The organism is Hyphomicrobiales bacterium (assembly GCA_016125495.1).
Lineage (GTDB): Bacteria > Pseudomonadota > Alphaproteobacteria > Rhizobiales > RI-29 > RI-29.
Map to the genome: position 1 here is coordinate 1 of WGLQ01000008.1, position 26322 is coordinate 26322.

22 protein-coding genes are annotated in these 26322 nt (G+C 66.3%); 10 read left to right on the forward strand and 12 right to left on the reverse strand.

The features are described 5' to 3' along the window. From rpoD to GC150_07690, 3 genes are all read right to left on the reverse strand, one after another. Positions 1-1742, reverse strand: a 1742-nt coding sequence (gene rpoD, locus GC150_07680; GenBank protein ID MBI1384772.1) for an RNA polymerase sigma factor RpoD, incomplete at its 3' end; no start/stop codon positions are given. Positions 1743-1874: 132 nt separating this feature from the next. Beyond that, entirely contained in the window at positions 1875-3764 is a 1890-nt protein-coding gene (locus tag GC150_07685; protein MBI1384773.1) for a DNA primase, read from the reverse strand. Between the two features lie 225 nt (positions 3765-3989). Next, complete coding sequence (locus GC150_07690) at positions 3990-4439, reverse strand: GatB/YqeY domain-containing protein (protein ID MBI1384774.1); 450 nt, start codon at positions 4437-4439, stop codon at positions 3990-3992. A gap of 248 nt (positions 4440-4687) precedes the next feature. Between GC150_07690 and carA the strand changes: the two genes are divergently transcribed. Beyond that, positions 4688-5920 (forward strand): glutamine-hydrolyzing carbamoyl-phosphate synthase small subunit, encoded by a 1233-nt coding sequence (gene carA, locus GC150_07695; GenBank protein MBI1384775.1) that lies wholly within the window; start codon positions 4688-4690, stop codon positions 5918-5920. After that, the gene (locus GC150_07700; protein ID MBI1384776.1) at positions 5917-6984 is read left to right on the forward strand and encodes a hypothetical protein; all 1068 of its coding nucleotides are present in this window, start codon (positions 5917-5919) and stop codon (positions 6982-6984) included. The genes carA and GC150_07700 overlap by 4 nt, the downstream gene beginning before the upstream one ends. Positions 6985-7012: 28 nt before the next feature. Here GC150_07700 and GC150_07705 read toward each other — a convergent pair whose 3' ends face one another. Beyond that, complete coding sequence (locus GC150_07705; GenBank protein ID MBI1384777.1) at positions 7013-7195, reverse strand: hypothetical protein; 183 nt, start codon at positions 7193-7195, stop codon at positions 7013-7015. Positions 7196-7470: 275 nt separating this feature from the next. Between GC150_07705 and carB the strand changes: the two genes are divergently transcribed. Together carB and greA are read left to right on the forward strand one after the other, a co-directional pair. Further along, positions 7471-10827, forward strand: a complete 3357-nt coding sequence (gene carB, locus GC150_07710) for a carbamoyl-phosphate synthase large subunit (GenBank protein MBI1384778.1) — start codon at positions 7471-7473, stop codon at positions 10825-10827. 114 nt (positions 10828-10941) lie between these two features. Continuing rightward, entirely contained in the window at positions 10942-11421 is a 480-nt protein-coding gene (greA, locus tag GC150_07715) for a transcription elongation factor GreA (GenBank protein MBI1384779.1), read from the forward strand. A 75-nt stretch (positions 11422-11496) separates the two neighbouring features. Here greA and GC150_07720 read toward each other — a convergent pair whose 3' ends face one another. From GC150_07720 to GC150_07730, 3 genes are all read right to left on the reverse strand, one after another. Continuing rightward, positions 11497-12312 (reverse strand): hypothetical protein, encoded by an 816-nt coding sequence (locus tag GC150_07720; GenBank protein ID MBI1384780.1) that lies wholly within the window; start codon positions 12310-12312, stop codon positions 11497-11499. 339 nt (positions 12313-12651) lie between these two features. Continuing rightward, a complete protein-coding gene (locus GC150_07725; protein MBI1384781.1) occupies positions 12652-12885 on the reverse strand; it encodes a hypothetical protein in 234 nt (77 codons plus the stop codon). Between the two features lie 290 nt (positions 12886-13175). Further along, the gene (locus GC150_07730; protein ID MBI1384782.1) at positions 13176-14612 is read right to left on the reverse strand and encodes a DUF4339 domain-containing protein; all 1437 of its coding nucleotides are present in this window, start codon (positions 14610-14612) and stop codon (positions 13176-13178) included. 251 nt (positions 14613-14863) lie between these two features. Between GC150_07730 and GC150_07735 the strand changes: the two genes are divergently transcribed. After that, complete coding sequence (locus tag GC150_07735; GenBank protein ID MBI1384783.1) at positions 14864-16912, forward strand: elongation factor G; 2049 nt, start codon at positions 14864-14866, stop codon at positions 16910-16912. Positions 16913-17272: 360 nt separating this feature from the next. Here the strand turns inward: GC150_07735 and GC150_07740 are convergent, their stop codons facing one another. From GC150_07740 to GC150_07755, 4 genes are all read right to left on the reverse strand, one after another. Continuing rightward, positions 17273-18166 carry a LysR family transcriptional regulator gene (locus GC150_07740; GenBank protein MBI1384784.1) on the reverse strand — a complete coding sequence of 298 codons (894 nt, stop codon included), beginning with the start codon at positions 18164-18166 and terminating at the stop codon, positions 17273-17275. 109 nt (positions 18167-18275) lie between these two features. Continuing rightward, entirely contained in the window at positions 18276-19238 is a 963-nt protein-coding gene (trxB, locus tag GC150_07745; protein ID MBI1384785.1) for a thioredoxin-disulfide reductase, read from the reverse strand. Between the two features lie 62 nt (positions 19239-19300). Further along, positions 19301-19954, reverse strand: a complete 654-nt coding sequence (locus GC150_07750) for a 2OG-Fe(II) oxygenase (protein ID MBI1384786.1) — start codon at positions 19952-19954, stop codon at positions 19301-19303. 58 nt (positions 19955-20012) lie between these two features. Next, positions 20013-21137: a hypothetical protein gene (locus GC150_07755; protein MBI1384787.1), complete on the reverse strand. Its 1125-nt coding sequence runs from the start codon at positions 21135-21137 to the stop codon at positions 20013-20015. 191 nt (positions 21138-21328) lie between these two features. On the opposite strand from GC150_07755, the gene GC150_07760 reads away from it, so the two are divergent. Beyond that, positions 21329-21835 carry a winged helix-turn-helix transcriptional regulator gene (locus GC150_07760; GenBank protein MBI1384788.1) on the forward strand — a complete coding sequence of 169 codons (507 nt, stop codon included), beginning with the start codon at positions 21329-21331 and terminating at the stop codon, positions 21833-21835. Between the two features lie 132 nt (positions 21836-21967). Here the strand turns inward: GC150_07760 and GC150_07765 are convergent, their stop codons facing one another. Beyond that, entirely contained in the window at positions 21968-22282 is a 315-nt protein-coding gene (locus GC150_07765; protein MBI1384789.1) for a hypothetical protein, read from the reverse strand. 645 nt (positions 22283-22927) lie between these two features. On the opposite strand from GC150_07765, the gene GC150_07770 reads away from it, so the two are divergent. From GC150_07770 to GC150_07785, 4 genes are all read left to right on the forward strand, one after another. Next, positions 22928-23260: a hypothetical protein gene (locus GC150_07770; protein MBI1384790.1), complete on the forward strand. Its 333-nt coding sequence runs from the start codon at positions 22928-22930 to the stop codon at positions 23258-23260. Between the two features lie 142 nt (positions 23261-23402). Continuing rightward, positions 23403-23732, forward strand: coding sequence for a hypothetical protein (locus tag GC150_07775; GenBank protein MBI1384791.1), 330 nt, complete (start codon positions 23403-23405; stop codon positions 23730-23732). A gap of 343 nt (positions 23733-24075) precedes the next feature. Then, complete coding sequence (locus tag GC150_07780) at positions 24076-24681, forward strand: glutathione S-transferase (GenBank protein ID MBI1384792.1); 606 nt, start codon at positions 24076-24078, stop codon at positions 24679-24681. 91 nt (positions 24682-24772) lie between these two features. Next, a complete protein-coding gene (locus GC150_07785; GenBank protein MBI1384793.1) occupies positions 24773-26173 on the forward strand; it encodes a dipeptidase in 1401 nt (466 codons plus the stop codon). Positions 26174-26322 lie beyond the last annotated feature (149 nt).

Below are 26322 nucleotides of genomic sequence, written 5' to 3' on the forward strand. Positions count from 1 at the left end.
ATCGGCGTCTCGAGGCTGATCGGCTCCTTGGCGATCTTGAGGACCTTGCGCACCTTCTCCAGCGGCATGGCGAGCTTTTCGGCGAGTTCTTCCGGCGTCGGCTCGCGACCGATCTCGTGCAGCATCTGGCGTGACGTGCGCACGATCTTGTTGATCGTCTCGATCATGTGCACGGGGATGCGGATGGTGCGCGCCTGGTCGGCGATCGAGCGGGTGATCGCCTGCCGGATCCACCAGGTCGCATAGGTGGAGAACTTGTAGCCGCGCCGGTACTCGAACTTGTCGACCGCCTTCATCAGGCCGATGTTGCCCTCCTGGATGAGGTCGAGGAACTGCAGGCCGCGGTTGGTGTATTTCTTGGCGATGGAGATGACGAGGCGCAGGTTCGCTTCCACCATTTCCTTCTTGGCGATCCGCGCCTCGCGCTCGCCCTTCTGGACATGTTTGACGATGCGGCGGAATTCGCCGATCTCGAGGCCGGTTTCGGCGGCGAGCTGGTGAATCTCACCGCGCAGGTGCTCGACCTGCCGGCGCTCGCCCTTGGCGAACTGTCCCCACCGCTTGTCGATGCCACCGACACGCTCGAGCCAGCCGGTGTCGAGTTCGTTGCCGTAGTATTCGCCGGTGAACTGCTTGCGCGAGACGCCGTAGCTGTCGGCGAGGCGAGCGAGGCGGCCTTCGAGGCTCATCAGCCGCTTGTTGATGTCGTAGATCTGCTCGACCAGCGCCTCGATGCGGTTGTTGTTGAGCGAAAGGCTCTTGACGTCCGCGATGATCTCCTCGCGCAGCTTGCGGTAGCGCTTTTCCTGAGAGGCAGAGAGATCCTCGTCCTGGAGCTTGCGCTCGACAAGTTGGTCCTGAAGGCGACGCAGCTTCTTGTAGCTCGCCGCGATCCGGTCGAAGGTCTCGACGACCCGGGGCTTGAGTTCGGCTTCCATGGCCGAGAGCGAGATGCCCGCGTCCATGTCGTCCTCATCGTCCTCGAGATCGCCATCGGTATCGCCGTCACCGGATTCGCCCGAGCGCGGGGATGCCTCCGACGCGGGGACCTGGCCGTTCGGCTCGGCGGTAATAGCGGCGCTCGCCGACGCGGCGCCCCCCTCACCGTCGACCGCCGCATCCTTGGCATCCGGTCCGTCGTAGGTCGCCTCGAGGTCGATGATGTCGCGCAGGAGGATTTTTGCTTCGGCCAGTTCGTCGCGCCAGATGATGATGGCCTGGAAGGTCAGCGGGCTTTCGCAGAGGCCGGCGATCATGGCCTCGCGGCCAGCCTCTATGCGCTTGGCAATGGCGATCTCGCCCTCACGCGAGAGCAACTCGACCGAACCCATTTCGCGCAGATACATGCGGACCGGATCGTCGGTGCGCTCGGACGGTTCGGAACGGGCGCCGTTCTTCACCACCGCCTTCTTGGCGCGGGGGGCAATGGCGGTCTCTTCGTCGTCCTCGATCTCGTCCTCGTCATCGGCGACTGGCTCGGCCGCCCCCTCCTCGTCGGCGTCCTCGGCGTCGATCACGTTGATGCCCATGTCCGAGAACATCGCCATGATGTCCTCGATGCGCTCGGAGGTCACCTCCTCCTCGGGAAGCACTTCGTTGAGTTCGTCGTACGTAACGAAGCCACGCTGCTTGGCCGACTTGATCAGGCGCTTGACCGACTGATCGGTCAGATCGAGGACGGGACCGTCCTTGGCATCCTTCGTCTTCTTGGCCTGCTCGTCGGTTTTCGCAGTCGTCGCCATATTGCACTCCGAAGGCAAACCGTCCTCGCGGACGGCTGCGGCCTGTGCCACGGGACTCTGCCCATCGCCGTCGGCCGCTCCCTACCCACCCGTCGATTCCACGCCATGCCGGCGCGACGCGGGCCGATCAATTCACATTCCGAACTTGGCTTGCTCGTCCTTCAGGGCCATGAGGTGCTCCAAGGCCCCCTCGGTGCCGGTCGCGTTGAATTCCCTCTCGGCCATCGCGATCGCCGCCCCCAGTTCGTCCAGTCGCTTGGCCGCGATGAGGTCCGCCCATCCTGCAAGAACCACGTCGTCGGGGGTCTCAGGGCGGGCAAAGCCATGCGTCTCGTGCAGTGTCGAACGGTCCACGAGGGCCAGTGCCGGCCCTTGCCCCAAACCGTCTAGATGATTGCGAAGGTCAATCGTGTCAAGAACCTCGGCCTCGGCATGGAGCGCGAGTAGAGCGTCACGAAGGCCCGCGAGCAACGCATTGGCGATCGCGAGGCCGGCGATCGTCTCATCGTCGCGATCGATCAGCCAGGGATGGTTGAGCAGCGTCAGCAGCAGCACCGCGTCGCGCGCGGTGGCGGCAGCCTCGGGGCTGGCAACGAGGAGCGAGCGGGTCAGGGCCTCGGAGTAGCCGGGCAGACCGGCCTGCCTCGGACCATGCGGGCCGGCCGCGCGATCGGCCCCGCCGGCCGCCATGCCCCGCCTCGCCGGCGCGCGCTCACGATTGGCGAACGTGCGCTCGCCGCGCCCTGCGTGCGTCGATGCGAATGCCGCCCAGAGGCGATCCGAGAGGTCGCGCTCGTAGTTCCGCCGCACCTCCGGGTGGGCGATGCGCTGGGCCTTGCCGAGCAGCAGTGCCTTGAGACCGGCGCGCCGTTCGGGTGTCGACCAGTCACCACTCTCGAAGGTCGACTGCCAGAGCACGTCGGCGAGCGGGCGGGCGGCGCGAAGTGTCGCGGCGACCGCTTCGGCTCCCTGCTGGGCGAGCAGGTCGTCGGGGTCGAGACCATCCGGCATGAACGCAAAGCGCAGGCTGCGCGACGGTTGTAGCCGCTCCAGCGCGAGTTCGAGCGCGCGGAGCGCGGCCCGCCGGCCGGCCCCGTCGCCGTCGAAGCAGAGGATGGGTTCCTGCGCCATCCGCCAGAGCTGCGCCAGTTGGTCCTCGGTCAACGCCGTGCCGAGCGGGGCGACGGCATGGCGTATGCCGGCCCGCCAGAAGGCGATGACGTCCATGTAACCTTCCGCGACCACGACCTCGCCGGTGTCGTGGCTGGCCGGGCGGGCGCGGTGGGCGTTGAAAAGGACGCTGCCCTTGTGAAAGAGGGGCGTCTCCGGCGAGTTCAGATATTTCGCCGGCTGACCCGGCTCGAGCGCGCGCCCGCCGAAGGCGATGGTGCGACCACGCAGATCGGCGATCGGGAACATCACGCGATTGCGGAAGCGGTCGTACGGCTCACGGATGTCCGGTCCGGCGACGGTCATACCGGCCCGCGCCATCTCGGCATCGGTGAAGCCCTTGGCCGCAAGGTGCGCGCGCAGCGCTTGGCGATCGCCGGGGGCAAAGCCGATGGAGAAGACATCGCGGACCTCGCGGTCGAGCCCGCGGCGATCGAGATAGGCGGCGGCCTCGCGCCCGACGGAACGCGCGAGCTGGCCGCGATAGAAGTCCTCGCTCGCCGCCATCAATTCGAGCAGGCGGTCGCGCTCCTCCTCCTGGCGGACCATGGTCGGTGACGCCTTGGGCAGGGCAACACCCGCCTCCTCGGCCAGCCGTTCGACGGCCTCCGAAAAGCTCACCCCCTCGGTCGTCATCAGGAACTTGAAGATGTCGCCATGCTCGCCCGTCGAGAAGCAGTGATAGAAGCTCTTCTGGTCGTTCACGGTGAAGGAGGGTGTCTTTTCCTCCTTGAACGGGCTCAAGCCGACATACTCGCGGCCCCGGCGCTGCAGGCGGACCCGGCGCGACACGACCTGGCTCACCGGAAGGCGGGCACGAATTTCGTCGAGCAGTTGCGGCGGAAAGCGCATGGGCGACGGCCTTCGGGGCGAGCGGTGGCGACCGGAACGGCGGGCCGATGGCGATTGATGGCCCAATTGGTAGACTGATTCGGTCCCGGGCCGGCGTATTGCCGGGCGCCCACCGAGCAATTGGGGAAAGGCTGTTCATCGCCGGTGGAAGCCCCGCGATGGCGTACCCGATCGAACCGATCGCGCCAGCGGCGGCGAGACGCGAGCGCGCTCCACCTTTCCGTGTCAGCCGAGGCGTCGCTTGACCAGCGCGCTCGCCTTGGCGAAATCCATTTGACCCGCGTACTTTTCCTTGAGCCGGCCCATGGTGCGGCCGATGTCCTTCAGCCCCGAACAGCCGAGTTCGGCGAGGGTGGCATCGACAGCAGCCTCGGTTTCGGCCTCGGTGAGCTGGCGCGGCAGAAAACCCTCGATGATCGTGATCTCCTCGCGCTCCTGCTCGGCAAGGTCGAGCCGGCCGGCGCCCTCATAGGTTTCGGCCGATTCGCGGCGCTGCTTGATCATCTTTGCCAGGATGTCGAGGATCTCGGCGTCGCTCACGCTCTCGCCGCCAGCGGTGCGCGCGGCAATGTCGCGATCCTTTATCGCCGCCGTGATCAGCCGGAGGGTCGACGTGCGCCGACGCTCCTGGCCCTTCATGGCTGCCTTCAGTGCCTCGTTGATCTCGGTGCGCACTGCAATCGCTCCATTCCAACGGCTCGGCGGCCCGGCCCATCTAGGTCCGAATCACGCCTGCCCACAACCCCGCGCCGCCATTTTCGCCCCGCAATTCCTCGCGCGTTGACCTGACGGCACCATCCTCCTACGTTCCGCCCGAGTGAACGGACCCTGTCGTTGCAGGGCCCGATCGGGCCAGCCGGCGGGCGGACGACCCGCCACACCCGCAAGCGACAACCTGCCAACCGACACCAGGACACGAGCGCATGAACAGCACCGACGCAAAGTCGCGGCACGTCCCTGCATGGCCTGCCGAACACGAGGAACGCCCGACCGGCGTGCTCGTTCTCGCCGACGGTCTGGTGATCCGCGGCCGGGCAATTGGCGCGGTCGGGAGCGCGGCCGGGGAGGTTTGCTTCAATACCGCCATGACGGGCTACCAGGAGATCCTCACCGACCCGTCGTACGCCGGACAGATCATCACCTTCACATTTCCCCACATCGGCAACGTCGGCACGAACTCCGAGGACAGCGAAACCTTCAATCTCGCGGCCCGATCCGGTGTGCGCGGTTGCATCATGCGGGCCGACGTCACGGGACCGAGCAACTACCGGGCCGTCCAGCATCTCGACGAATGGCTGAAGGCGCGCGGCATCATCGGGCTTTGCGGCATCGACACCCGCGCGCTCACCGCGCGCATCCGCGAGCGTGGCATGCCGAATGGCGTCATCGCCCACGATCCGCTCGGCCGGTTCGACCTCGATCGCCTCGCCCATGAGGCAAGGAACTGGTCGGGTATCGACGGCGCCGATCTCGCGAGTGAGGTCACGACGGCGCAGTCTGCTACCTGGGACGAGGGCACCTGGGCGTGGGGCCAAGGCTATCGCCGGCCGGACGATCTCGGGTTCCATGTAGTGGCAGTGGACTACGGTTTGAAGAGGAACATCCTTCGGTGCCTCGTGGCGGCCGGCTGCCGGGTGACCGTCGTGCCAGCCGAAACCAGCGCCGAGGCGATCCTGGCGCGCGGGCCGGACGGGATATTCCTGTCCAACGGCCCCGGCGATCCGGCCGCAACGGGGAGTTACGCGGTGCCGATCATCGAGAAGCTGGTGGCGAGCGGCAAGCCGCTGTTCGGCATCTGCCTCGGCCACCAGATGCTGGCCCTCGCGCTCGGCGCACGCACCAGCAAGATGCACCAAGGGCACCACGGGGCGAACCATCCGGTCAAGGACCACACGACCGGCAAGGTCGAGATCACCTCGATGAACCACGGCTTCACGGTCGATCGCGAGAGCCTGCCCGAGACCGTCGAGGAAACGCACGTCTCGCTGTTCGACGGCTCGAACTGCGGCATCCGCCTCAAGGGCCGTCCGGTGTTCTCGGTGCAATACCACCCCGAGGCGTCGCCCGGCCCGCAGGACAGCCACTACCTTTTTGCGCGGTTCGTCGAGATGATGCGCACGGGCAAAACGGGCCGGCGCGAGATCGGCCGGCCATGAGTGGAGGGCTCGCAGCGGCCCTCGCCTTCCTCGCGGCGAGCACGTTCACCCTGGTCGGCGGCTGGTCCGTCGCCACCGCCGGAGAACTGCGCGGCGGCACGAACGCGGCAACCGTCGGGTTGCCCGCACCGATCCTCTCGGAATGGCAATCCGATGAGTTGCAGGACCATCCGCTCGTCGGCCGAGTGTGGAGCCGGGAAGCGGACGGCCTCGTTGCGCCGCGGACCATGATCGAGGCCCTGCTCGGCACGGATTTCGCCCTGCTCGGCGAGGTGCACGACAACGGGGACGCACATCGAATCCAGGCACTCGCCGTCGAGGCCCTCGCTCAGCGTCGGCGGCGACCACCGGCGGTCGTGATGGAGATGGTGCGGAACGACCAGACAGCGAACCTGCCGGACGGGACGAGCGGAACACTCGCGCCGCAGGCCGCAACGATCGCGGCCGATGCCTTTTTCGAGGGCGTCTCCTGGGAGGCGAGCGGCTGGCCGGACAGGACGCTCTATCGCCCGCTCATCGAGGCGATCATGGGGTCCGGGCTCGCGATCCGACCCGGCAGCGACACCCGCGAGCGGGTGCGCCAGCTCGCCCGGCAAGGCCCGGCGGCGTTGGACGAGGCGACGCGGCGTGCACTCGGCCTCGATGCCGATCTCGAGGCACCGCTCGGCGAGGCACTGGTCGATGAACTGGTCGTCGGCCACTGCAATCTGATGCCGGCGGATGCCATGGCGCCGATGGTGAGTGTGCAGCGCTACCGGGACGGTTGGATGGCGGCGGCGCTGGTGGCAGCGGACGCCGGTGGTGGCGCCGTCCTCATCGCTGGAAATGGACACGTGCGCGACGACCGGGGTGTTGCCTGGTATCTTCGCCGGCTGGCACCGACGCGCCACATCGTCAGCGTCGTGGTGATCGAGGTGAGCGCGGACGCCATGGATCCCGCGGGCTACGTGCCGCGCGATCCGCAGGGCCGGGCGGCAGCCGATTTCGCCGTCTTCGTGCCACGTGCCGAGCGAGCCGACCCTTGCGAGGACTTGCGCAAGAGGTTCGGCAAGTCCGCGGGCTGACCCGACTGCGTCTTGCGGGCGTCGGCGGTCACGGGCGGGCGCCGTTCCGCAAGGACTTCACCGCGATCAGTGCGCTCGGCATGGACGGCGCGCGCCGGCCGGCGACGAGACGGAACAAGCGATCGAGGGTGCAGGACCAGGCGGCGTGACGAGCGAGGTCGGCGCGGTAGTCACCGGCAGCGGCGCGATAGAGGACCATCATCGAGTTCATCGTTCATTGCTTTCTTCTTGTTTGGCGGGTGCACACCCCGCTGCAGTGGACAACCGACAAGAAAATCACTTGTTCCACTATCAACGCACATGAACATGACGAGCGCATGCCAGCCCTTGGAGGCCACGCAGATGTGATGCCGGCGCACTCGGGCCCGGCCGCGCCTCGCGCAGGAACGCGACGGTCGAGAAGCGGCCTTCGCACTTGCACAAGCCGGTGTAAGAGCGCAATCACCGCTGGCCAACGCGCCGATCGTGCAGTAGACGGACGCCTCGATGCCAAAACGCACCGACATCCATTCCATCCTCATCATCGGGGCTGGGCCGATCGTGATCGGCCAAGCCTGCGAATTCGACTATTCGGGCACACAGGCCTGCAAGGCGCTGAAGGCCGAGGGCTACCGGATCGTCCTGGTCAATTCGAACCCGGCGACGATCATGACCGACCCCGATGTCGCCGACGCGACCTATATCGAGCCGATCACACCCGAAATCGTCGAGCGGATCATCGAGCGCGAGCGGGCGGCGCATCCCAGCGAGCGCATGGCACTGCTGCCGACCATGGGGGGCCAGACGGCGCTCAATACGGCGCTCGCCCTCGAGCGCAAGGGGGTCCTCGCGCGTCATGGCGTCGAGATGATCGGGGCGCGGGCCGAGGCGATCAACAAGGCCGAGGACCGTGAGCAGTTCAAGCAGGCCATGGCCCGCATCGGGGTGGAGACGCCGCGTGGCGAGACATTGCAGGGGATGCTGCGCGAGGCGGTCGACGAGCGGGGCAACCCGATCCTCAGCGATGGCAAGGCCATCCTGGAGCTGACGCCCGAGGCGCGCTCGAAGGCTCTGGCGATCGCGCAAAGGCTGGGTTTTCCGGTCGTCATCCGCCCGTCCTTCACGCTCGGCGGTCAGGGCGGCGGTATCGCCTACAATCGCGAGGAGTTCCTCGCGATCGTCGAGCGCGGTGTCGATGCCTCGCCGACCAACGAGGTTCTGGTCGAAGAGAGCGTGCTCGGCTGGAAGGAATACGAGATGGAGGTCGTCCGCGACAGGGACGACAACTGCATCATCGTGTGCTCCATCGAGAACGTCGATCCGATGGGCGTGCATACGGGCGACTCGATCACCGTCGCGCCGGCCCTGACGCTGACCGACAAGGAATACCAGATCATGCGCAACGCCTCGATCGCGGTGCTGCGCGAGATCGGGGTGGAGACCGGCGGTTCGAACGTGCAGTTCGCGGTCAATCCAACGGATGGGCGGCTCGTCGTCATCGAGATGAACCCGCGCGTTTCGCGCTCTTCGGCACTCGCCTCCAAGGCGACCGGCTTTCCCATCGCCAAGGTCGCCGCGCGGCTCGCCGTCGGTTACACCCTCGATGAACTCGACAACGACATCACGGGCGGGGCATCGCCCGCCTCGTTCGAGCCGACGATCGATTATGTCGTCACGAAAATCCCGCGCTTTGCCTTCGAGAAGTTCCGCGGCGCCGATACCACGCTCACCACCTCGATGAAGTCGGTCGGCGAGGCGATGGCGATCGGGCGCACGTTCGCGGAATCGCTCCAGAAGGCGCTGCGCTCACTCGAGACGGGGCTTGCGGGGCTCGATGATATCGAGTTCGAGGGCCTCGGGCAGGGCGACGACAAGAACATCATCCGCGCCGAACTCGGCAGACCGGCACCCGACCGCCTGCTGAAGGTCGCCCAGGCGATGCGGCACGGTATGGACGATGCGCAGATCCACGACTGCTGCGGGATCGATCCGTGGTTCCTCGCGCGCATCCGCGAGATCGTGGAGACCGAGGAGCGCGTGCGCGTGCACGGCCTGCCGGACACCCGGCGCCAGATGCTCGCACTCAAGTCCATGGGCATTTCCGATCCGCGCCTCGCGCGCCTCTCGGGCAAGAGCGCGGCCGAGGTCGAGGCGCTGCGCCGCGGGCTCGGAGTCGTGCCGGTCTACAAGCGCATCGACACGTGCGCGGCCGAGTTCGCCTCCCCGACGGCCTACATGTACGCCACTTACGAGGACGGTCTCGACGGCGCGCCCGCGTGCGAAGCCGCCCCGAGCGCCCGGGAAAAGATCGTGATCCTCGGGGGCGGCCCGAACCGCATCGGCCAGGGTATCGAGTTCGACTACTGCTGCTGCCATGCCGCGTTCTCGCTGTCGGCGGCGGGCTACGAAACCATCATGGTCAACTGCAATCCCGAGACCGTCTCGACAGACTACGATACCTCGGACCGCCTCTACTTCGAGCCGCTGACGGCCGAGGACGTCATCGAGATCATCCGCAAGGAGCAGACGAACGGCACCGTCAAGGGGGTGATCGTGCAGTTCGGCGGCCAGACGCCGCTGAAACTCGCCCGCCCGCTCGAGGCCGCCGGCATCACCATTCTCGGCACGAGCCCGGATGCCATCGACCTTGCCGAGGATCGCGACCGTTTCGCCGCGCTTGTCGAGAAGCTGCAGTTGCGACAGCCCGCCAACGGCATGGCGAGTTCCATCGAGCAGGCGGCAGCGATCGCGGCCCGGATCGGCTATCCGGTCGTGATCCGTCCTTCCTACGTGCTCGGCGGGCGGGGGATGGAGATCGTCCACGACGACGAGGAACTGGCGCATTACATGGCGCGGGCGGTGGCCGTCTCGGAAGGTTCGCCAGTGCTGATCGACCGCTACCTGCGCGATGCGATCGAAGTCGACGTGGACGCGCTCGCCGACGGTCGGGAGGTGTTCGTCGCCGGCGTCATGGAGCACATCGAGGAAGCCGGCATCCATTCGGGGGACTCGGCGTGCTCGCTGCCGCCGCATTCGCTCGCGCCCGGGATGGTCGAGGAGCTCAAGGCCCAGACCGTCGCGCTCGCCCGGGCGCTCGGGGTCACCGGCCTCATGAACGTGCAGTTCGCGATCAAGGATGGCGAGATCTATCTGCTGGAGGTCAATCCAAGGGCGAGCCGGACCGTGCCGTTCGTGGCCAAGGTGATCGGTCAACCGGTCGCGGGGATCGCGTCGCGGGTGATGGCCGGTACGCCACTCGCGACTTTCGGGCTCGTCGACAGGAACCTGCGGCACGTTGCCGTCAAGGAAGCCGTCTTCCCATTCGCCCGCTTTCCCGGGGTCGATCCGATTCTCGGGCCGGAGATGCGCTCGACCGGTGAAGTCATGGGGATCGACCGTGACTATGCGATCGCCTTCGCCAAGAGCCAGCTCGGGAGCGGCACCACACTGCCCGCTTCGGGAACCGTCTTCGTCTCCGTCAAGGACAGCGACAAGGACGGGATCGTCGCGCCGGTCCGTGACCTCATCGAAATGGGCTTCGAGGTGGTCGCGACACGCGGAACGCGTCGGCACCTCGAGGCCCATGGGCTCGCCTGCCAGCACGTGAACAAGGTGCTCGAGGGGCGTCCCCATATCGTCGATGCCATGAAGAACCGTCAGATCGAAATGGTCTTCAATACCACCGAGGGTAGCAAGGCGATCAACGACTCCAAGGACATCAGACGTACCGCCTTGCTCTATCACATCCCATATTATACAACGCTGGCCGGCGTTCTGGCCGTGACGCGGGCCATTCGAGCCCTGCGAAGCGGACAGCTCTCGGTTGCACCATTACAAAGCTACGTCCATTCCGACGCCGTCTAGACCCCAAGCTTTGATGTGCGCTCCGCTCCGAGGCGATTGACGTTCGTCACGGGTTCCTGTGCAATCATTCCTCGCTTCCGCCGGCCGTCCGGGCCGGACCCCAAGGAGTTGGCTATGGCGATCGACAAAGTCCCGATGACCGTGGAGGGTCACGCCGCACTCGAGGCCGAGCTGCACCGTCTCAAGGCCGTCGAGCGTCCGCGCATCATCCAGGCCATCGCGGAGGCGCGAGCGCACGGTGACCTCTCGGAGAATGCCGAGTACCACGCCGCCAAGGAGGCCCAGGGGCTGAACGAGTCGCGGGTGGCGGAGCTCGAGGACAAGCTCTCGCGCGCCGAGGTGATCGACGTCGCCCAGCTCAGCGGAACGAGCGTGAAGTTCGGCGCAACCGTGAGGCTCGTCGACGAGGACACCGAGGAAGAGGTGACCTACAAGATCGTCGGCGAGTTCGAGGCGGACGTGAAGCTCGGCAAGGTCTCGATCTCGTCACCCATCGCCAGGGCCCTCATCGGCAAGGATATCGGGGACACCGCCGAAGTGATCACGCCCAAGGGATCGAAGTCCTACGAGATCCTGGCAGTCAGCTTCAAATAGGCAGGACGAGGACCGGCTGGCGGATGCGCGCGATGCAGCGTCGCCTTGCAACGCCATGCCGTCCGCGTTGCAGCGTCAGGCCGAGGAAGCCCCTGACGATCCGCTCGAACCACCACCCGAGCCCTCGCCCGTGCCCCTCATGCGCTTGATGCTCGCGCGAATGCCGGAGGCCTGCTGGCGCAACGCCCCGAGATTGGGACGGTTCTCGAGGATCGCGCGCCACTTGCTGCGCGATGCGTCATCGGTCTTGCCTTCCGCCGCACCAAGGACAACGGGCGCGTCGGCGCCGGCCTCGGCCGCGCGCTCACTGAAGGCCAAGCGCTCGCCGAGCGAGGCCGTCTCACGCCGCTCGGAACCCGTCGAAGGAGTCGGGCCGGCGATGCCAGCCGACAGCGGCCGGGTGGTCGAGGCCGGGGTCGTCGCGGTCGCGGCGGCCGAAGGGGTTGCTGGCGGTGTCGTGCCCGTCGGGGTCGAGCGCTGGGCCGAGGCGGTTGCCCCGGTAGTGGAGGAAGTGGCGGACGTGGGGGCTGCTGTCGCGGGCGTCGGCGCCGTCAACGCTTCCTCCGCCAGCAGTCGCTCGACCTCGGTGAAGCGCGGCCGTTCCGTCATCCGCCGACCTTCGGCACGCAGGCGCTGCGTCGAGCCACCGAACAGCAGGCGAAACAGATGAAAGACGACGAGCGCCGGGATCGTCAGCAGGAACAGTCCGATCGCGAGGGCCGGGTCGGGCGGCATGGCAAAGACCCGCTCGAGGCGATAGCCGATGGCATCGCCCGCCAGCCCGATATCGAAGATCAGGTCCTCGTTGACCCGAAAGCTCGTCAGGTTCGCGGCATAGACCGTCAGCGCGAACGCCGCCAGGCCGAGAAGAAATGGCACTGTGAATCGCATGTCTTGGCCGCTACCCGTCGGTTAAGGTCATACAATTCAGCATGTTCCGCCCCTCGGGCGCAAGCGCCAGTCGGTTTCGAGGGTTACCACGACGCATCATGCACGCGAGTTGAACGGAAACGACGGCATCGATCGACGCTGGATGCCGATAGCGTGCATCCGCCACGGGCGTGCGCGCCCCTGAGTTCCTGCCGATCATGTCCTGCCGGTCATGGCGCGTGCGCGGCAGGCTTGGCAGCCGCGCGCCAGTTCCGCGTCGACACCCTCTCGGGCGCGGTCATTCAGCTCCGGGACCGCGTGGCAATCGGCGCGTCGAGCCGGATAGGGGCGATGACGGCTTCAGCGGGCCGGACGCCAAACCAGCCAGCCGGACAACCAGCTCGACCAGTCATCCGATGACCGAGGGTCAGTGACCATTTGCTCGGCCTGGGCAAAGCGCATGTCGATGTGCGGCGCCGGCACGGTGGACTGCCCTACCGCCTCGGCTTCGAACGTGGACGGGGCGACCTCATCCATCGGGGCCATAGCAAAGCCGGCTGCACGAGCGGCGTTGGCCAACACATCTTTCCCCATCAAACTTCCTCACCGCGCAGAATTCCAGTTGACAGTCGCCGTTTCGCTGCATCGTCGCACAGTGTGACGGTGATCTCGTGTCCGTGTCAATGCGCAATATCGCGAAAGGTTTCGTGAAGCGAGCGGGCTTCCCGCCGCCCTCGCCATCATGCGCCGGTCATCGCTTATGCGGCGTGAACAGCGCGCGCAGGCGGCACCCCTCCGCACCCCTCGCACGGGTCGGGCGAGGCCGAGGTGACAGTGCTGGAATGGTCGACATTGCCCGGAACAGGCGAGGCGGGCGGTTCCCCTTACCGCGGCAACCGACCCAGATCCTCGAGCGCGCCAAGGCTCGGGTCGAGAACCCAAACGTCGCTGCACTGCGAGGCGATTGCCAGTCGCATGCCGTCGCGGTCGAAGGCCAGAGTGCGAACCCAAGGTGCAAAGGCATCACATCGCAGCATGGCGACCTGCCCGCCGGAACCTGCGTTCCACGCGAAGGCGCCGAGTGAGCCCGTGATGATGACACTCCCATCCGGGGCGAAGGCAGCCGTCTTGACATTCTCGTTGTGCTGAAGCGTCAGAAGCAGTTCGCCTGACCGGGCGTCCCAAACCCTGGCAGTTTGGTCGTTCGAAGCGGTCACGATGCGGCTGCCGTCAGCGTTGAAATGCCCGTCATTCAACGAGTTCTGGTGGCCGGACAGCACAAACTGCTCCAGCAACGTGCGCGCGTCCCAGGATCGGGCCGTGTGGTCTCCAGAAACTGTGAGAATCCGTGTGCCGTCCGGACTCCAACGAGCCATCTCGACACTCTCGGAATGGCCGGTCAAGTCGCCGATAAATTCTCCCTCGCCTGTCCAGACCTTGGCCGTCTTGTCCCTCGAGGCCGTGAGGATGCGACTGCCGTCCGGACTGAACTCAGCGTGAAAAACCCAGGAACTGTGCCGGTCGAGGATGGCGAGAAGCTTACCCGTCGCAACGTCCCAAAGACCGGCGTCGCTGTCCATGGAACTCGTCACCAGGCGGCTGCTGTCCGGGCTGAATGCAATATGGAGCACGTCATCGCCATGACCTGTGAGGACGAACCGCCGCGCGCAGGTCGCAGCGTCGTAGATGGCCGCGGTGTCATCCTCGGAGGCGGTTGCTATCCAACGTCCATCAGGGCTGAAGGTCGCAAACTTCAAGTCATCTTTATGTCGGTCGGAAACGGAGCAATCGGAGATGACGTCGCCGCTTCGCGTGTCGCGAAGACCGAACACACCCGATCCGTCTTCGATGGTGACGATCCTTTCACCGTCCGGACTAAACCAGGCACCCCCGAAGTGCGAGCCCGTAGAAGCCTCCATTCTGATCGGCGATTTGGCAGTTGCTCCGAGGTTCATCGCCGAATAGGCGGCAATGCTCGCGATAGCCATCGCGCCAACGACGAGCGCAGACAGCTTCGCCATCGAGATGCGGCGCGGCGAATGTTCGGTCTCGTCGATGGGCGTGCGTGCCCCCTTGGAGATCGTCTCCCTGGCCTGCCCGACCGTGTCGGCCGGTACCGAGGCTGGAGGGCTTGGTGACAGGTTGAACGCATGCGAGACGAGTTGCCAATCACTCCAGCCGGCGATCCAGACGTGGTCGTCCGCGAGCAAGAGCCCCCGATCGATCAACTCCGACATCTGCTTGTCATCGAAGGGGCCAGACTGTTTCCCCGCCTGTGAGACGTACCATTGGCGCAGACTGGACCGAGAATGCTCTGACATCTAATGACTGCCAAATCAGGAGCTCAAGCCGACAGGCAATGCCCCACCGAATACGACCTCTAGCAGCGAGGCGAACCTGCTGCAAAGCGTCGTTCAGAGCATCAACCCAGCAATGGTCCAGGGGGTACACGCATCTTGCCAGCCTGTCACGAGACGTTCACCATGCATCCGAGGGCGGCGCGTGCTGAAGTGAGGCCGGACCCAGATCGAGAGCGTCGCCCGAGGGTCCGCAACCCTTGGAGATCAATGCAATGGGAGACTCCGACGGCCCGGGCGGTAGAGGTCCGCGCTCGATCGCCCTCGTTGGGCCGTTCCAAAGCGGCAAGACCACACTTCTCGAAGCCATCCTCGCGCGAACGGATGCCCGCGCCCGTCAGGGCACGGTGGCCGAGGGCACCTGCCTCGGTGATGGGACACCGGAAGCGCGGGCGCACTCCATGAGTGTCGAAATCAACTGCGCCGAGACGCAGTTCCTCGGCGAAACCATGAGCTTCATCGACTGCCCGGGTTCGATCGAATTCCAGTCGGAGACCAGCGCCGCGCTGAGCGTCGTCGATGCGGCGGTCGTGGTGTGCGAGCCGGACGAAAAGAAGGTCCCGGCGCTTCAGGTCATTCTGCGCGAACTCGAGGAACGCGGCATTCCGCACTTCCTCTTCCTCAACAAGATCGACCGCGCGAGCGCGCGGGTGCGGGAAATCCTCTCCCTGCTGCAGCCGGCGAGCGCTCGCCCGCTGGTGCTCCGCCAGATCCCGATCTGGGAGAACGGGATCGCGACGGGCTACGTCGACCTCGCGCTCGAGCGCGCGCATCTCTATCGCGAGCATGCCCCGAGCGTGGTCATCGACATGCCGGCGGACATGGTCGAACGCGAGTCCGAGGCACGCTTCAACATGCTCGAGAAGCTCGCGGACTATGATGACGAGCTGATGGAGCAGCTACTCTCGGACATGCAGCCACCGCGCGACAAGGTCTTCGAGGATCTCGCCCGCGAGTTGCAGGAGGGTCTCATCTGTCCGGTCCTGTTCGGCTCGGCCGAGCATGGCAACGGCATCGTGCGGCTGCTAAAGGCCCTGCGTCATGAGGCTCCGACCGTTGAAAAGACCGCCGAGCGGCTGGGACTGGGCGGAGGGAAGTCCGCGGTGCACGTCTTCAAGACGTTGCATACACCGCATGGCGGGCGCCTGTCGGTGGCGCGCGTGCTCGCGGGTGAACTGGCGGAAACCGCGACGCTCACCTCCGGTGACCAGTCGAACCGAATCGCGGGTCTCGCAACGCTCATGGGCCAGGATGTGCGCAAACGTGGCGCCGCCGTCGCGGGCGATGTCGTCGCCATCGTGCGCCTCGATGGCGCCAAGACCGGCGATACGCTCTCGGCCGATGGCACCAAGCCGCCCATGGTCGCGACGATGCCGGTGCCGCAACCGGTTTTCGCCCGGGCGCTCTCGGTGGCGGACCGCAAGGACGAGGTCAAACTGACCGCCGCTTTACAGAAGATCATCGAGGAGGATCCGGCGCTTCGGCTGGACCACGATCAGGACCTGCACGAACTGGTGTTGCATGGACAGGGCGACATGCACCTGCGGGTGGCCCTCGAAAAGCTCCAGCGCAAGTTCGGCGTGACGGCGACCGCGAGCAAGCCGCGCATCGCCTACCGCGAGACGATCCGCAAGAGCACCGAAGTGCGCGGTCGCCACAAGAAGCAGTCGGGCGGGCACGGCCAGTTCGGCGACGTGGTCCTCAGAATCGCGCCGCTGCCCCGCGGCGGCGGCTTCGAGTTCAGCGACACGATCACCGGCGGCGTGGTGCCCAAGCAGTACATCAGCTCGGTCGAGGCGGGGGCACGCGAGTCGCTGGCGCGCGGGCCGCTCGGCTTTCAGGTCGTCGACGTGTCGGTGGTCCTGACCGATGGCTCCTATCATACGGTCGATTCCTCCGATATGGCCTTCAAGACAGCCGCACGCATCGGCATGTCGGAAGGCCTGCCGCAGTGCTCCCCGGTGCTGCTGGAGCCGTTGATGGCTGTCACGGTGGTGTGCCCGAGCGAGGCGACGGCGCGCATCAACGCCATCATCTCCGGACGCCGGGGCCAGATCCTCGGGTTCGACACGCGCGCTGGCTGGCTCGGCTGGGACCAGGTCGAAGCGCACATGCCGGCGGCCGAGATCGGCGACCTCATCGTCGAAATCCGCTCGGCGACTTCGGGGGTCGGGACCTTCACCAACCGGTTCGACCATCTTTCGGAACTGACCGGCCGGCTCGCCGATCAGGTGATCGAGGCACAAACGGCGGCGGCGGCTTGAGCAAAGGTGGTGTGGCACACCGGGTTGATGCTGCTCCGTGCCCATCCGAACAAGAAAAAAGCCCCGTCGCATTGCGACGGGGCTAGTCAGGTGTCCCGATCGGCGGGACCGTGATCGCCGTGGCGACCACTGAAGGCATCTAGGGAGGGAAGACCTTCGCCCGGGAAAATGGTGCATCCGAACGGGTTGCGCCAGTCGCATGGTTTCATGGGAGCTATGCACGAATCGGCGCACTTCATGAACGGCTCGGCTCAGCGAGCATAGCCGCCGGGTCCGTGTCTCTCAGTCCGGCGCCATTCAGGCGTGCGCGCCAAACATGGCGCGGGGGCTCGGCGACGGCCCTACGCCGAGCGCTCGCCGTCAGAACCGCCATTGCCGCGCCTTGGCGATGAGGAAGTCGCGAAAGACGTTGACGCGCTTGGAGTGGCGCATTTCCTCGGAGAACACGAAGTAGGTCTGGAAGTCGAGCAGTTCCTCGGTTTCGAGCACCGCGACCAGGTCGCTGTCGTTGGCGACCAGATAGTCGGGCAGAACCGCGAGGCCGATCCCCTGGCGAACGGCATGCATCAGGCCATAGACGTTGTTGATCTCCATGGCGCACCGACGTGGCGCGGCACCGGCCGGAAGGCCAACGGTCTGCAACCAATTGAAGACCTGGACCGACACCGGATGATCACCGCCGAAACCGATGATCCGGTGGCGATCGAGGTCGTCGGCGCCGGTCGGCGCGCCGTGGCGGCGGATGTAGGAGACCGACGCATAGCAGTGCAAGTGCACGGTAAAGAGCGGTCGGCGGATGAGATCGTTCTGCTGTGGCTCGCGCAGCCAGATGCCGCAGTCGGCCTCGCGCATCGAGATGTCGAGTTCCTGGTCCGCCAGGATGAGCTTCAACTGAATGTCCGGGTAGAGCTCGAGGAATTCGTCGAGGCGCGGCGTGAGCCATGCCGAGCCGATCCCGGTGGTGGTCGTCACACGCAGCTCGCCGGTGGGCTTGTCCTTGGAATCGGCGAGCAGCGTTTCGGCGCTCTGGAGCTTGTTGAAGACGTCGTGGGCCGTCCGGTACAACAATTCACCTTGCTCTGTGAGAACGAGACCACGGGCATGGCGATGGAACAGGGAGACGTTGAGATCGCGCTCGAGCGCGCCAACCTGCCGGCTGACAGCTGATTGGCTCATCTGCAAGAGGTCGCCCGCGTGGGTGAAGCTGCCTGCTTCGGCCGCCGCATGGAAAATGCGCAGCTTGTCCCAGTCCATCCTCGGCTGTCGAAGCAGACGTTGCGGCACAACTCACCATCCATTCTGGCGATCGCTTCGTGGCGAACGCTCGATTGTGCGACTGCCTGGGCACGGGCCGCGCGCTGCCTCAGCCCGCCTCGGCCGAAACCGGCTCCTCGGCAAGGAACCGCTCGGCCTCGAGCGCCGCCATACACCCCATTCCGGCCGCCGTGATCGCCTGACGATAGACGTCGTCGGTCACGTCGCCAGCGGCAAAAACGCCCGCCACGCTCGTTGCCGTCGAACGCGGCTCGGTCGTGACATAGCCGTCGGCACGCATCGCCAAGTGGCCACGGAACACCTCGGTCGCCGGGCTATGGCCGATGGCAATGAAGACGCCGTCCACGGGCCGCACGCTCTCTGTCCCGGTCTTGAGGTTGCGCAGGCGCACACCGGTGACCGAGCGTGGCTCGCTGTTGCCGACGATTTCCTCGACCACAGTATCCCAAATCACCTCGATGCGCTCGTTTCGCAAGAGCCGATCCTGCAGAATCCGCTCCGCGCGCAGGCTGTCGCGGCGATGAACGAGCACCACACGGCGCGCAAACCGGGTCAGGAACAGCGCCTCCTCGACGGCCGTGTTGCCACCGCCGACAACCACGACCTCCTTGTCGCGATAGAAAAACCCGTCGCACGTCGCGCAAGCCGAGACGCCAAAGCCCTTGTACGTCTCCTCCGAAGCGATCCCGAGCCAGCGGGCCTGGGCGCCCGTCGCCACGATCACCGCATCGGCGCGATATTCGTCGCCTCCGTCGCCGAAGAGGCGGAACGGACGACGCGAGAAATCAACCCTGGTGATGAGGTCGTCGATGATCCTGGTTCCGACGTGTACCGCCTGCGCCTCCATTTGCTCCATGAGCCAGGGGCCCTGGATCACCTCGGCAAAGCCCGGATAATTCTCGACGTCGGTCGTGATCATGAGCTGGCCGCCCGGCTGCATGCCGCGCACCATGACGGGCGACAGCATGGCGCGGGCGGCGTAGATGGCCGCCGTGCAGCCGGCCGGACCCGATCCGACGATCAGCACCTTCGTGTGGTGGACCTCTCCCATTTCTCTCCCCGGTTCATCTCCAAGTCGCTGCCGCACTGGGCGCTGCGGGCGCCATCCGGGCGTCAGCGTGCCGATGTCAGTTTCTTGACCACGGCCGACAGCTTGTGACGCAGGCGATGGAAGCCCTTGCGGCCCTCCGAAACCATCCAGTTCATCTGCAACGAGCGGCGCGGGCCCTCGAAAGGATGGTGGCCATGCCAGGAATTGTCGGAGCGTTTGAAGACCAGGAGCGTGCCGTTGTCGGGCGCCACTTCGGCGACGTAATCCTCGACGTCGTGGCCGTTGCGCAGGATGCGCAGCTTGCCGCCCTCGTGCTGCCAGTCTTGGTTGAGGTAGAGGAGGACGGTGATGATCTTATCCTTGGAATCGGTGTGGATCTGGCCGTCCTTGGCGCGCGTGTAGCCGCGCAGCGAGTACATCTTCGGGCGGCCGTCGAGTTCGACGCCGAACTTCTCGGCGATGGCGACCTCGAACTCGGGACCATCCAGTTCGTCGATGACCTCCTTGATGGTCATGTTCTCCTCGAGCGACTCGATCGGATAGGAACCGCCCTTTTCAATGAAGGGGTAGGTCGCGTTGATTCGCGCGAGGCTCTCGGGTGAGAGGAACCCGGGCACGACAGTGAAAAGGTATGGGTCGGTTCGGAGCGGGGCGGCGCGAAGTCGTTCCATTCTCAGGTGGGTCATGCTCCAATCCTCCATCTCGCTCAGAGCCATTCGCCAGATTTCACCGGGGCCGAGTGGCGCTTCGCGCCGGCCGCCCCCAGCAACCGGATCAGCCCGCCACCCTGGCGCCGCCGCGCTCGAGCCAGCGCCGCTCGACTTCGCGCGCGATGAGACCCGTCGAGTGCAGCGGCTGGTAACTCCATCCCTCGAGGCTGCCAATGCGCTCCGGCAGTGGCCGGGTGGCCCCATATCTGCGCAGCGCCTCATGGAAACGGTTGAACTTCGGCGAACCGCCAGCCGGCTCGAAGACATACACCGGCCGCCCGGTGGCGCAAGCTTCTCCCGTCATGTTCACGGAATCGCCGGTGACGACCAACAGATCGGCTGCGGCCAGCATATGGGCATATGGGTTTTCGCCCGCGCCATTCCAGATCAGCGAGGGTGTGCCCGCGATGGCCTCGCGAACCGCTTCCACCAATTCCGGCGGACTGCGCCGCGACGGGGTCACGAGAAAGCTCGCGACGTGGGCCGAAAGCGCGCCGAGCCGCCGTGCGAGCACCTCGAAGTCGGCCCGCCGGAAGGGGTAGACGGCATTCGGTCCGCCGAGGACGACCGTCGCGCGGGGACTGGGCAACTGCTTGATCGTGGTCGGCAAGGCGGCCCGCAGACCGGCGAGGCGTTCAGGCGTCAGCGCGTGCGGCGGCGTCAGCGTGGTGAAGACATTGGCGCCGCGCCTGCGATCGTGCTCGGGAACCCAGATGAGGTCGGCAATCGAGGCCGGCATCTTGGGGTCCTGCAAGACGACGCGAAAGCACGCCGGCCCCGCCACCGCCGCCAGGGCGCGCAGATAGGGGATCGAGAGGCGGCCGGTGGCAATGGCCAGCTCCGGCCAGGGTGGCTGGAGGGGCGAGCCCGGACGTCCGAGGCGCTCGTTGGCGACGAGTGGGGCATAGGGGGCCAGGAGGCGCGTCAGGCCCTTGGGGGATACATGCTTGACGGTGACCGCCACACCGAGCGCATCGGCAAGGCCCAGCGCCTGGACATCCATGCCGGCCTTGCCGTCGGTGATGACCCAGCAACGCCGACCGGCGAGGTGGCCGGGCTGATCGCTCGTGCGAACACCGGGCGGGCGCGAGCCGGAGGACGGGGGCGGGGCACCATGGGCATGCCGTTGGATCGTCTCGGATGGCACGGTCGTCTCTCGCTCGATGGGCGCAAGCGCACGGTGCGGCATGGCGCAGCGCAATTTTCTTTCAGAACAGGCCTTGTTCGTTTCGCAAATCGGTCGTTAAACAACGCAACGCGCACTCGTCCCGGGCGACCTCGGCAGGCAGCGGACACCTCGGCACCTCGGCTGAGCGTCCCGGCGGCAGGGCTCCCTCTAATCACTCGCGCCCAACGCTGCAACTCTTCGAGCCGAACCGCATGAAGCTCAAGCCGGACGACATCGACCTCCACATTCTTCGCGAGCTTCAACACGACGGACGCATCACGAACGTGGCTCTGGCGGGGCGGGTCGGGATTTCGGCGCCACCGTGCCTGCGCCGCGTCCGGGCGCTCGAGGACGGGGGCATCATCAGGGGCTATCACGCGGATCTCGACGGGCCGCGCCTCGGCTTTTCCGTCACCGCCTTTGCAATGGTCGGGTTGCACCGCCAATCGGAAGCCGATCTCACCGCCTTCGAGGAACTGGTCGGCAGGTGGCCGCTGGTCCGCGAATGCTACATGCTCTCGGGTGAAGTCGATTTCATCCTCAAGTGCGTCGCGCCCGATCTCGAGGCGTTCCAGACGTTCGTGATACGCGACCTCACGGCAGCGCCGAATGTCGACAGCGTCAAGACGTCGCTGACGATCCGGCGCTCCAAAGCACTCGTCGGGCCGCCACTCGAATCGTCACTGGCGATGCAAGAGGACAAGCCGACAGCCCGATGAGCGAGGGAGGGTGGTGCTGGCGTGCCCGCCTCGAGAGCCGACGCCATCCTGCTCGCGGAACCGCCGCCCGTTGACGGGCGGCGGCAATCGTTTTCGCTGGCCAGCGATGAGCCATGGCGAAGCCAAGCCGGATCAGCGCGATGCCATCATGCTCCGGAGGATGCCGACGATCAGCATCAGCACACCGCCACCGGCACCACCGCCCGCGACGTCGGTCAGGATCGAGCCGATGTCGAGACCGCCCGCCGGAGCGCCTCCGCCCACCGCAACGCCAGCCGCGCCCCCGAGCTTTTCCAGGATCTGCCCGCCGATGCCGCCGCCGAGAATGCCGGCGATCGAGTTGCCGAGCGTGCCGAGGCTGAGGTTCTTGAAGATCGTGCCGATGAGATTGCCGCCGACGGCACCCGAGACCAGCTGAATGATCAGACCGATGACGAAATCGTCCATTTTTCTCTCCATCATGTCCGGTGCTGCCGGACCCATGGCGGCCGGCACCGGCCGGCCGCAATTCGTTGGCGACGATGTCGCAACCGCCTCGCGGCGTCGCGAATCGAACACTGTATGGACACCGCCCCTGGCCGCTTTAGACCCACTGGGCTGGTCGGCTCAATCGAAATGTCGATCGATCAGTGCGCAAACTGTCTCACCTGTGGCGCGGGTCTGCAGGTGGCCGCGCTGGGCTCCAGCGCGCGTCAACCAAGTTTCCATAGCTCTCGGATAGCGTCGTGACCGGGTGAGTGGAGCCGCCCCTCAGAGCCCGAAGGGCCGGGGCGGAACGAGTGGGGTGCGTGCCGTGCAAGACGAACTGATCGCCATACTGCTGGCGTCGCTGATGGCCGTGTCGGCCATGATCTGTCAGCCGAGTGTCGAAAGTGCCAGGAGCAACAACCAGATCATCGCTGCGCTGATGCGCTAGGCGGTTGAAAAGGGGGCAAAGCGTTCTGGTCAGTGCGAGTGCGGCGAACCGGCCACCCGGAGGACCTGCTCGCGCGCGAACGCGAAGTTTTGAGGCGACCACGAAGGGCAACCTGCGTATGGTCGCCTCGAGCGGCCGGGGCAGTGGGCGCCGGCCTCGAATCCAGGGGTGGATCGATGCGACTTCTCTTTGCATTGGCGATGGGCGCGGGCCTCGTGCTGGCCGGCGCGTCGGCCGAAGCCGGCGGCTCGGGTGGCAAGGGGCCGCGCGCCTCGCAGCATCCGCAGTCGGACTACTACCGCGGCGGGCCACAGGTGCGCGGATTCCGGCGCAGCGTCGGCGGCTATTCCTACGAATACAACGACGGCCAGATCGACGCGCGCGACCAGTCGGTGTTCCTCGATCCCGAGCTCGACAGTCCCAGACGCGATCGCGGGCCCTTCGACAGCGGCTTCTTCTTCGACAGTGGCATCGGCGTCGCCATCGACGACAGCCCCTACCTCAACTAGCGGCCGCTGCGAACGGGCCACACCGTCGCGTGAGCCGCAACGCGGGTCGCGCAATACCGATGACGCCATCGCGAGAGACGGTTAATCGTCTAGGCGCCGCCCGCGACGACGGGCGACAGCTCAAATCTCGCGAGGAAATGTAATGCGTATCAGATCGGGCAGACGCGGGCTCGCGGCAGGCATGTCGCGGGCGCTTCTGGGTATCGGGACGGCGTTGGTGCTGAGCTTGGCTGTGAGCGGTGTTGCCGAGGCCAAGTGCACCCGGCTCGGCTTTTCCGTGAACGACTATGGCAAGGAAGGGCCGATGCGCGACGCCGAGGCGCTGCTCGACAAGTACATCGCGAGCTGGGCGGCGGAAAACGGGATCAAGAAATACCGCGTGGGCAAGAAGACCACCACCTGCAAGCTCTTCCTCGACGTCATCCTCTTCGACGAACATACCTGCACGGCGACCGCCTCGGTCTGCTGGTAGCAGCTCGGCGGCGGCTCGGGCGGAGACCCGCGCAGGCAGGCGCGCGCGGCCCCTTTGGTCCTGCGGATTTGCCGCGCCAGACGCTTGCGTCCGAGAGCTCGGACGTGCACCATTCGCCGCGCGGGTGAGGCCGGCTGCCTCGGGGCATCGGCCCGGCGGCCGGGTTCGCCCGAGTTCGCGCGCCTCGCGTGCCGCGACAACCTTGAAAGTGCAGCGCGCACCCCGCCTGCTGAAGCTTCTGCCCCAGGGCGGAACTCTCGCAGGTGTTCGGTGCACGTTGCCGGTTGCCGCGCGTGTCTCCGGCGGGCGAGCACCATCGCACATTGAAGAGTAGCCGCGCTCGATGATGATCCTCCGCTCCGCCGACCCCTCGCCGTTCGGCCGCAAAGTCAAGATTGTCGCCCACATCGCGGGGCTGTTCGACCGCATCAAGGTCGAAACGGCCGATACACGCGACCCGGCCGACAGCATTCGAAAGCAGAACCCGCTCGGTAAGATTCCAACCCTGTTGCTCGAAGACGGCAGCGTGCTCTACGACAGCCGCGTGATCTGCGAGTATCTGGACAGCCTGCACTCCGGCCCGAAGCTGCATCCCTCCGGCGCCGGGCGTTTCGATGCGTTGCGGCTCCAGGCGCTCGCCGACGGCATCATGGATGCCGGGGTGGCGGTCATGTACGAACGGCGCTTCCGCACCGAGCAGCAGCAGTCACAGGCCTTCATCGACCATCAGCTCGGCAAGGTGGAGCGGGCGCTCGACCAGCTCAACGCTTCGCCACCGGCCCTGCCCAAGAACCCGGATATCGGCCACGTCGCGCTCGCGGCGGCGCTCGGCTACCAGGACATTCGCTTCGAGGGCCAGTGGCGCCAGCGCTACCAGCAGCTGGTCGGATGGTTGGACGCCTTCATGGCGGTGGTGCCGGCCTATGAGCTGACGCGCCCGAAGATCTGAAGATTGCGCCACGCACGACGGCCGGTGCTGCGAGCGGGCGGGATCCTCTCGCGTCGCTCCCGCCGGCTCGCGCACTCAAGGAGTCCACGACATGACCGCAGTCCTCGACAATGTCCTCGCGCACCTCGATCGCGATCGCCGAGGCGCCCTCGACCGCCTCTTCGAGCTGCTCGCCATCCCCAGCATCTCGACCGATCCAGCGTACGCGGCCGATTGCATCAGGGCTGCGGAATGGAGCGCGCGCGAACTCGCCGCCATCGGATTCGAGGCCAGTGTCAGGGCGACCAGCGGGCACCCCATGGTGGTCGGCCACTACCGCTCGAGACGACCGGGGGCTCGACATGTGCTGTTCTATGGGCATTACGACGTGCAGCCGGTGGACCCGCTTGGCCTCTGGTCGTCACCGCCGTTCGAGGCCCGGCTCACCGAGGAGCCTGGCAATGGCGAGGTTATCGTCGCGCGTGGCTCCTCGGACGACAAGGGCCAGTACATGACGTTCCTCGAGGCCTGCCGGGCATGGCACGAGACGACGGGCGATCTGCCGCTCTCGGTGACGGTGCTGCTCGAGGGTGAGGAGGAATGCTCGAGCCCAAGTCTCGAGCCGTTTCTCGAGGCCAATGCGGATGAGCTTCGGGCCGAGGTGGCGCTGGTCTGTGACACCGGGCAGGTGGACGCCACGACGCCGGCGATCACGACGATGCTGCGCGGCCTCGCGGACCTCGAGTTCACGGTGAAGGGTCCTTCGCGCGATCTGCATTCGGGCATGTATGGCGGGGCGGCGGTCAATCCGATCCACGCCGTCGCACGCATCCTCGGGCGTCTGCACGACGAGGACGGCCGCGTGCGCATCCCAGGCTTTTACGACGACGTCACGGAGGTACCGGCCGAACGCAAGGCACAATGGGAGGCGAGCGGGCGGACGGCCGAGACGTTTCTCGGGGAGATCGGCCTCACCCGGCTGTCGGGCGAGCGCGGACGCGGGCTCAACGAACTCATCTGGGCGCGGCCGACGGCAGAGGTGAACGGCATCTTCGGCGGCTATACGGGACCCGGAACAAAGACCGTGATCCCCTCGACAGCGACCGCCAAACTCACCTTCCGTCTCGTCCCGAACCAGGACCCGCGCAAGATCGTGGCGGCGGCCGAGGACTTCGTTCGGGCCAATCTCATGGCGGATTGCAGCGTCTCCTTCGATAGCCGTGGCGTCGGGGCGGCGATCGGCTTCGATACGGATCAACCGGACATCGCCGCTGCCGCCGCAGCGCTCGGTCAGGAGTGGGGCAAGCCGGCCGTGCTCGTCGGTTGCGGCGGTTCGATCCCGATCGTGCACGACTTCAAGCACCGGCTCGGGATGGATACGCTCCTCATCGGTTTTGCGCTCGACGACGACCGCATCCACTCGCCGAACGAGAAGTACAACGTCACGAGTTTCCAGAAGGGCGCGCGCAGCTGGGCGCGGATCATGGCTGCGCTGGCCGAGGCCGGGTCGTGACGCCGCAGGGCCCGGTGTCGGCGCGCCGCGCGCACCACGATCGGGCCGGCGGACGGCTCCGGCCATTCCAGCCAACCAACTGATGCTGTTCTGCAATCGAATTGGCTTGACGCCCAGTGCGCCGACATCGAGCTTGGGGCGTTGGGCGA

Coding starts and splice junctions, on each gene's coding strand:
- GC150_07775 (MBI1384791.1), top strand. CDS start 23,403: ATGCGTATCAGATCGGGCAGACGCGGGCTCGCGGCAGGCATGTCGCGG.
- GC150_07705 (MBI1384777.1), bottom strand. CDS start 7,195: ATGAACTCGATGATGGTCCTCTATCGCGCCGCTGCCGGTGACTACCGC.
- GC150_07725 (MBI1384781.1), bottom strand. CDS start 12,885: ATGGGGAAAGATGTGTTGGCCAACGCCGCTCGTGCAGCCGGCTTTGCT.
- GC150_07785 (MBI1384793.1), top strand. CDS start 24,773: ATGACCGCAGTCCTCGACAATGTCCTCGCGCACCTCGATCGCGATCGC.
- GC150_07750 (MBI1384786.1), bottom strand. CDS start 19,954: ATGGCTCTGAGCGAGATGGAGGATTGGAGCATGACCCACCTGAGAATG.
- GC150_07740 (MBI1384784.1), bottom strand. CDS start 18,166: ATGGACTGGGACAAGCTGCGCATTTTCCATGCGGCGGCCGAAGCAGGC.
- GC150_07780 (MBI1384792.1), top strand. CDS start 24,076: ATGATGATCCTCCGCTCCGCCGACCCCTCGCCGTTCGGCCGCAAAGTC.
- GC150_07760 (MBI1384788.1), top strand. CDS start 21,329: ATGAAGCTCAAGCCGGACGACATCGACCTCCACATTCTTCGCGAGCTT.
- GC150_07685 (MBI1384773.1), bottom strand. CDS start 3,764: ATGCGCTTTCCGCCGCAACTGCTCGACGAAATTCGTGCCCGCCTTCCG.
- greA (MBI1384779.1), top strand. CDS start 10,942: ATGGCGATCGACAAAGTCCCGATGACCGTGGAGGGTCACGCCGCACTC.
- carB (MBI1384778.1), top strand. CDS start 7,471: ATGCCAAAACGCACCGACATCCATTCCATCCTCATCATCGGGGCTGGG.
- GC150_07730 (MBI1384782.1), bottom strand. CDS start 14,612: ATGTCAGAGCATTCTCGGTCCAGTCTGCGCCAATGGTACGTCTCACAG.
- trxB (MBI1384785.1), bottom strand. CDS start 19,238: ATGGGAGAGGTCCACCACACGAAGGTGCTGATCGTCGGATCGGGTCCG.
- GC150_07755 (MBI1384787.1), bottom strand. CDS start 21,137: ATGCCGCACCGTGCGCTTGCGCCCATCGAGCGAGAGACGACCGTGCCA.
- GC150_07720 (MBI1384780.1), bottom strand. CDS start 12,312: ATGCGATTCACAGTGCCATTTCTTCTCGGCCTGGCGGCGTTCGCGCTG.
- GC150_07735 (MBI1384783.1), top strand. CDS start 14,864: ATGGGAGACTCCGACGGCCCGGGCGGTAGAGGTCCGCGCTCGATCGCC.
- carA (MBI1384775.1), top strand. CDS start 4,688: ATGAACAGCACCGACGCAAAGTCGCGGCACGTCCCTGCATGGCCTGCC.
- GC150_07765 (MBI1384789.1), bottom strand. CDS start 22,282: ATGGACGATTTCGTCATCGGTCTGATCATTCAGCTGGTCTCGGGTGCC.
- GC150_07770 (MBI1384790.1), top strand. CDS start 22,928: ATGCGACTTCTCTTTGCATTGGCGATGGGCGCGGGCCTCGTGCTGGCC.
- GC150_07700 (MBI1384776.1), top strand. CDS start 5,917: ATGAGTGGAGGGCTCGCAGCGGCCCTCGCCTTCCTCGCGGCGAGCACG.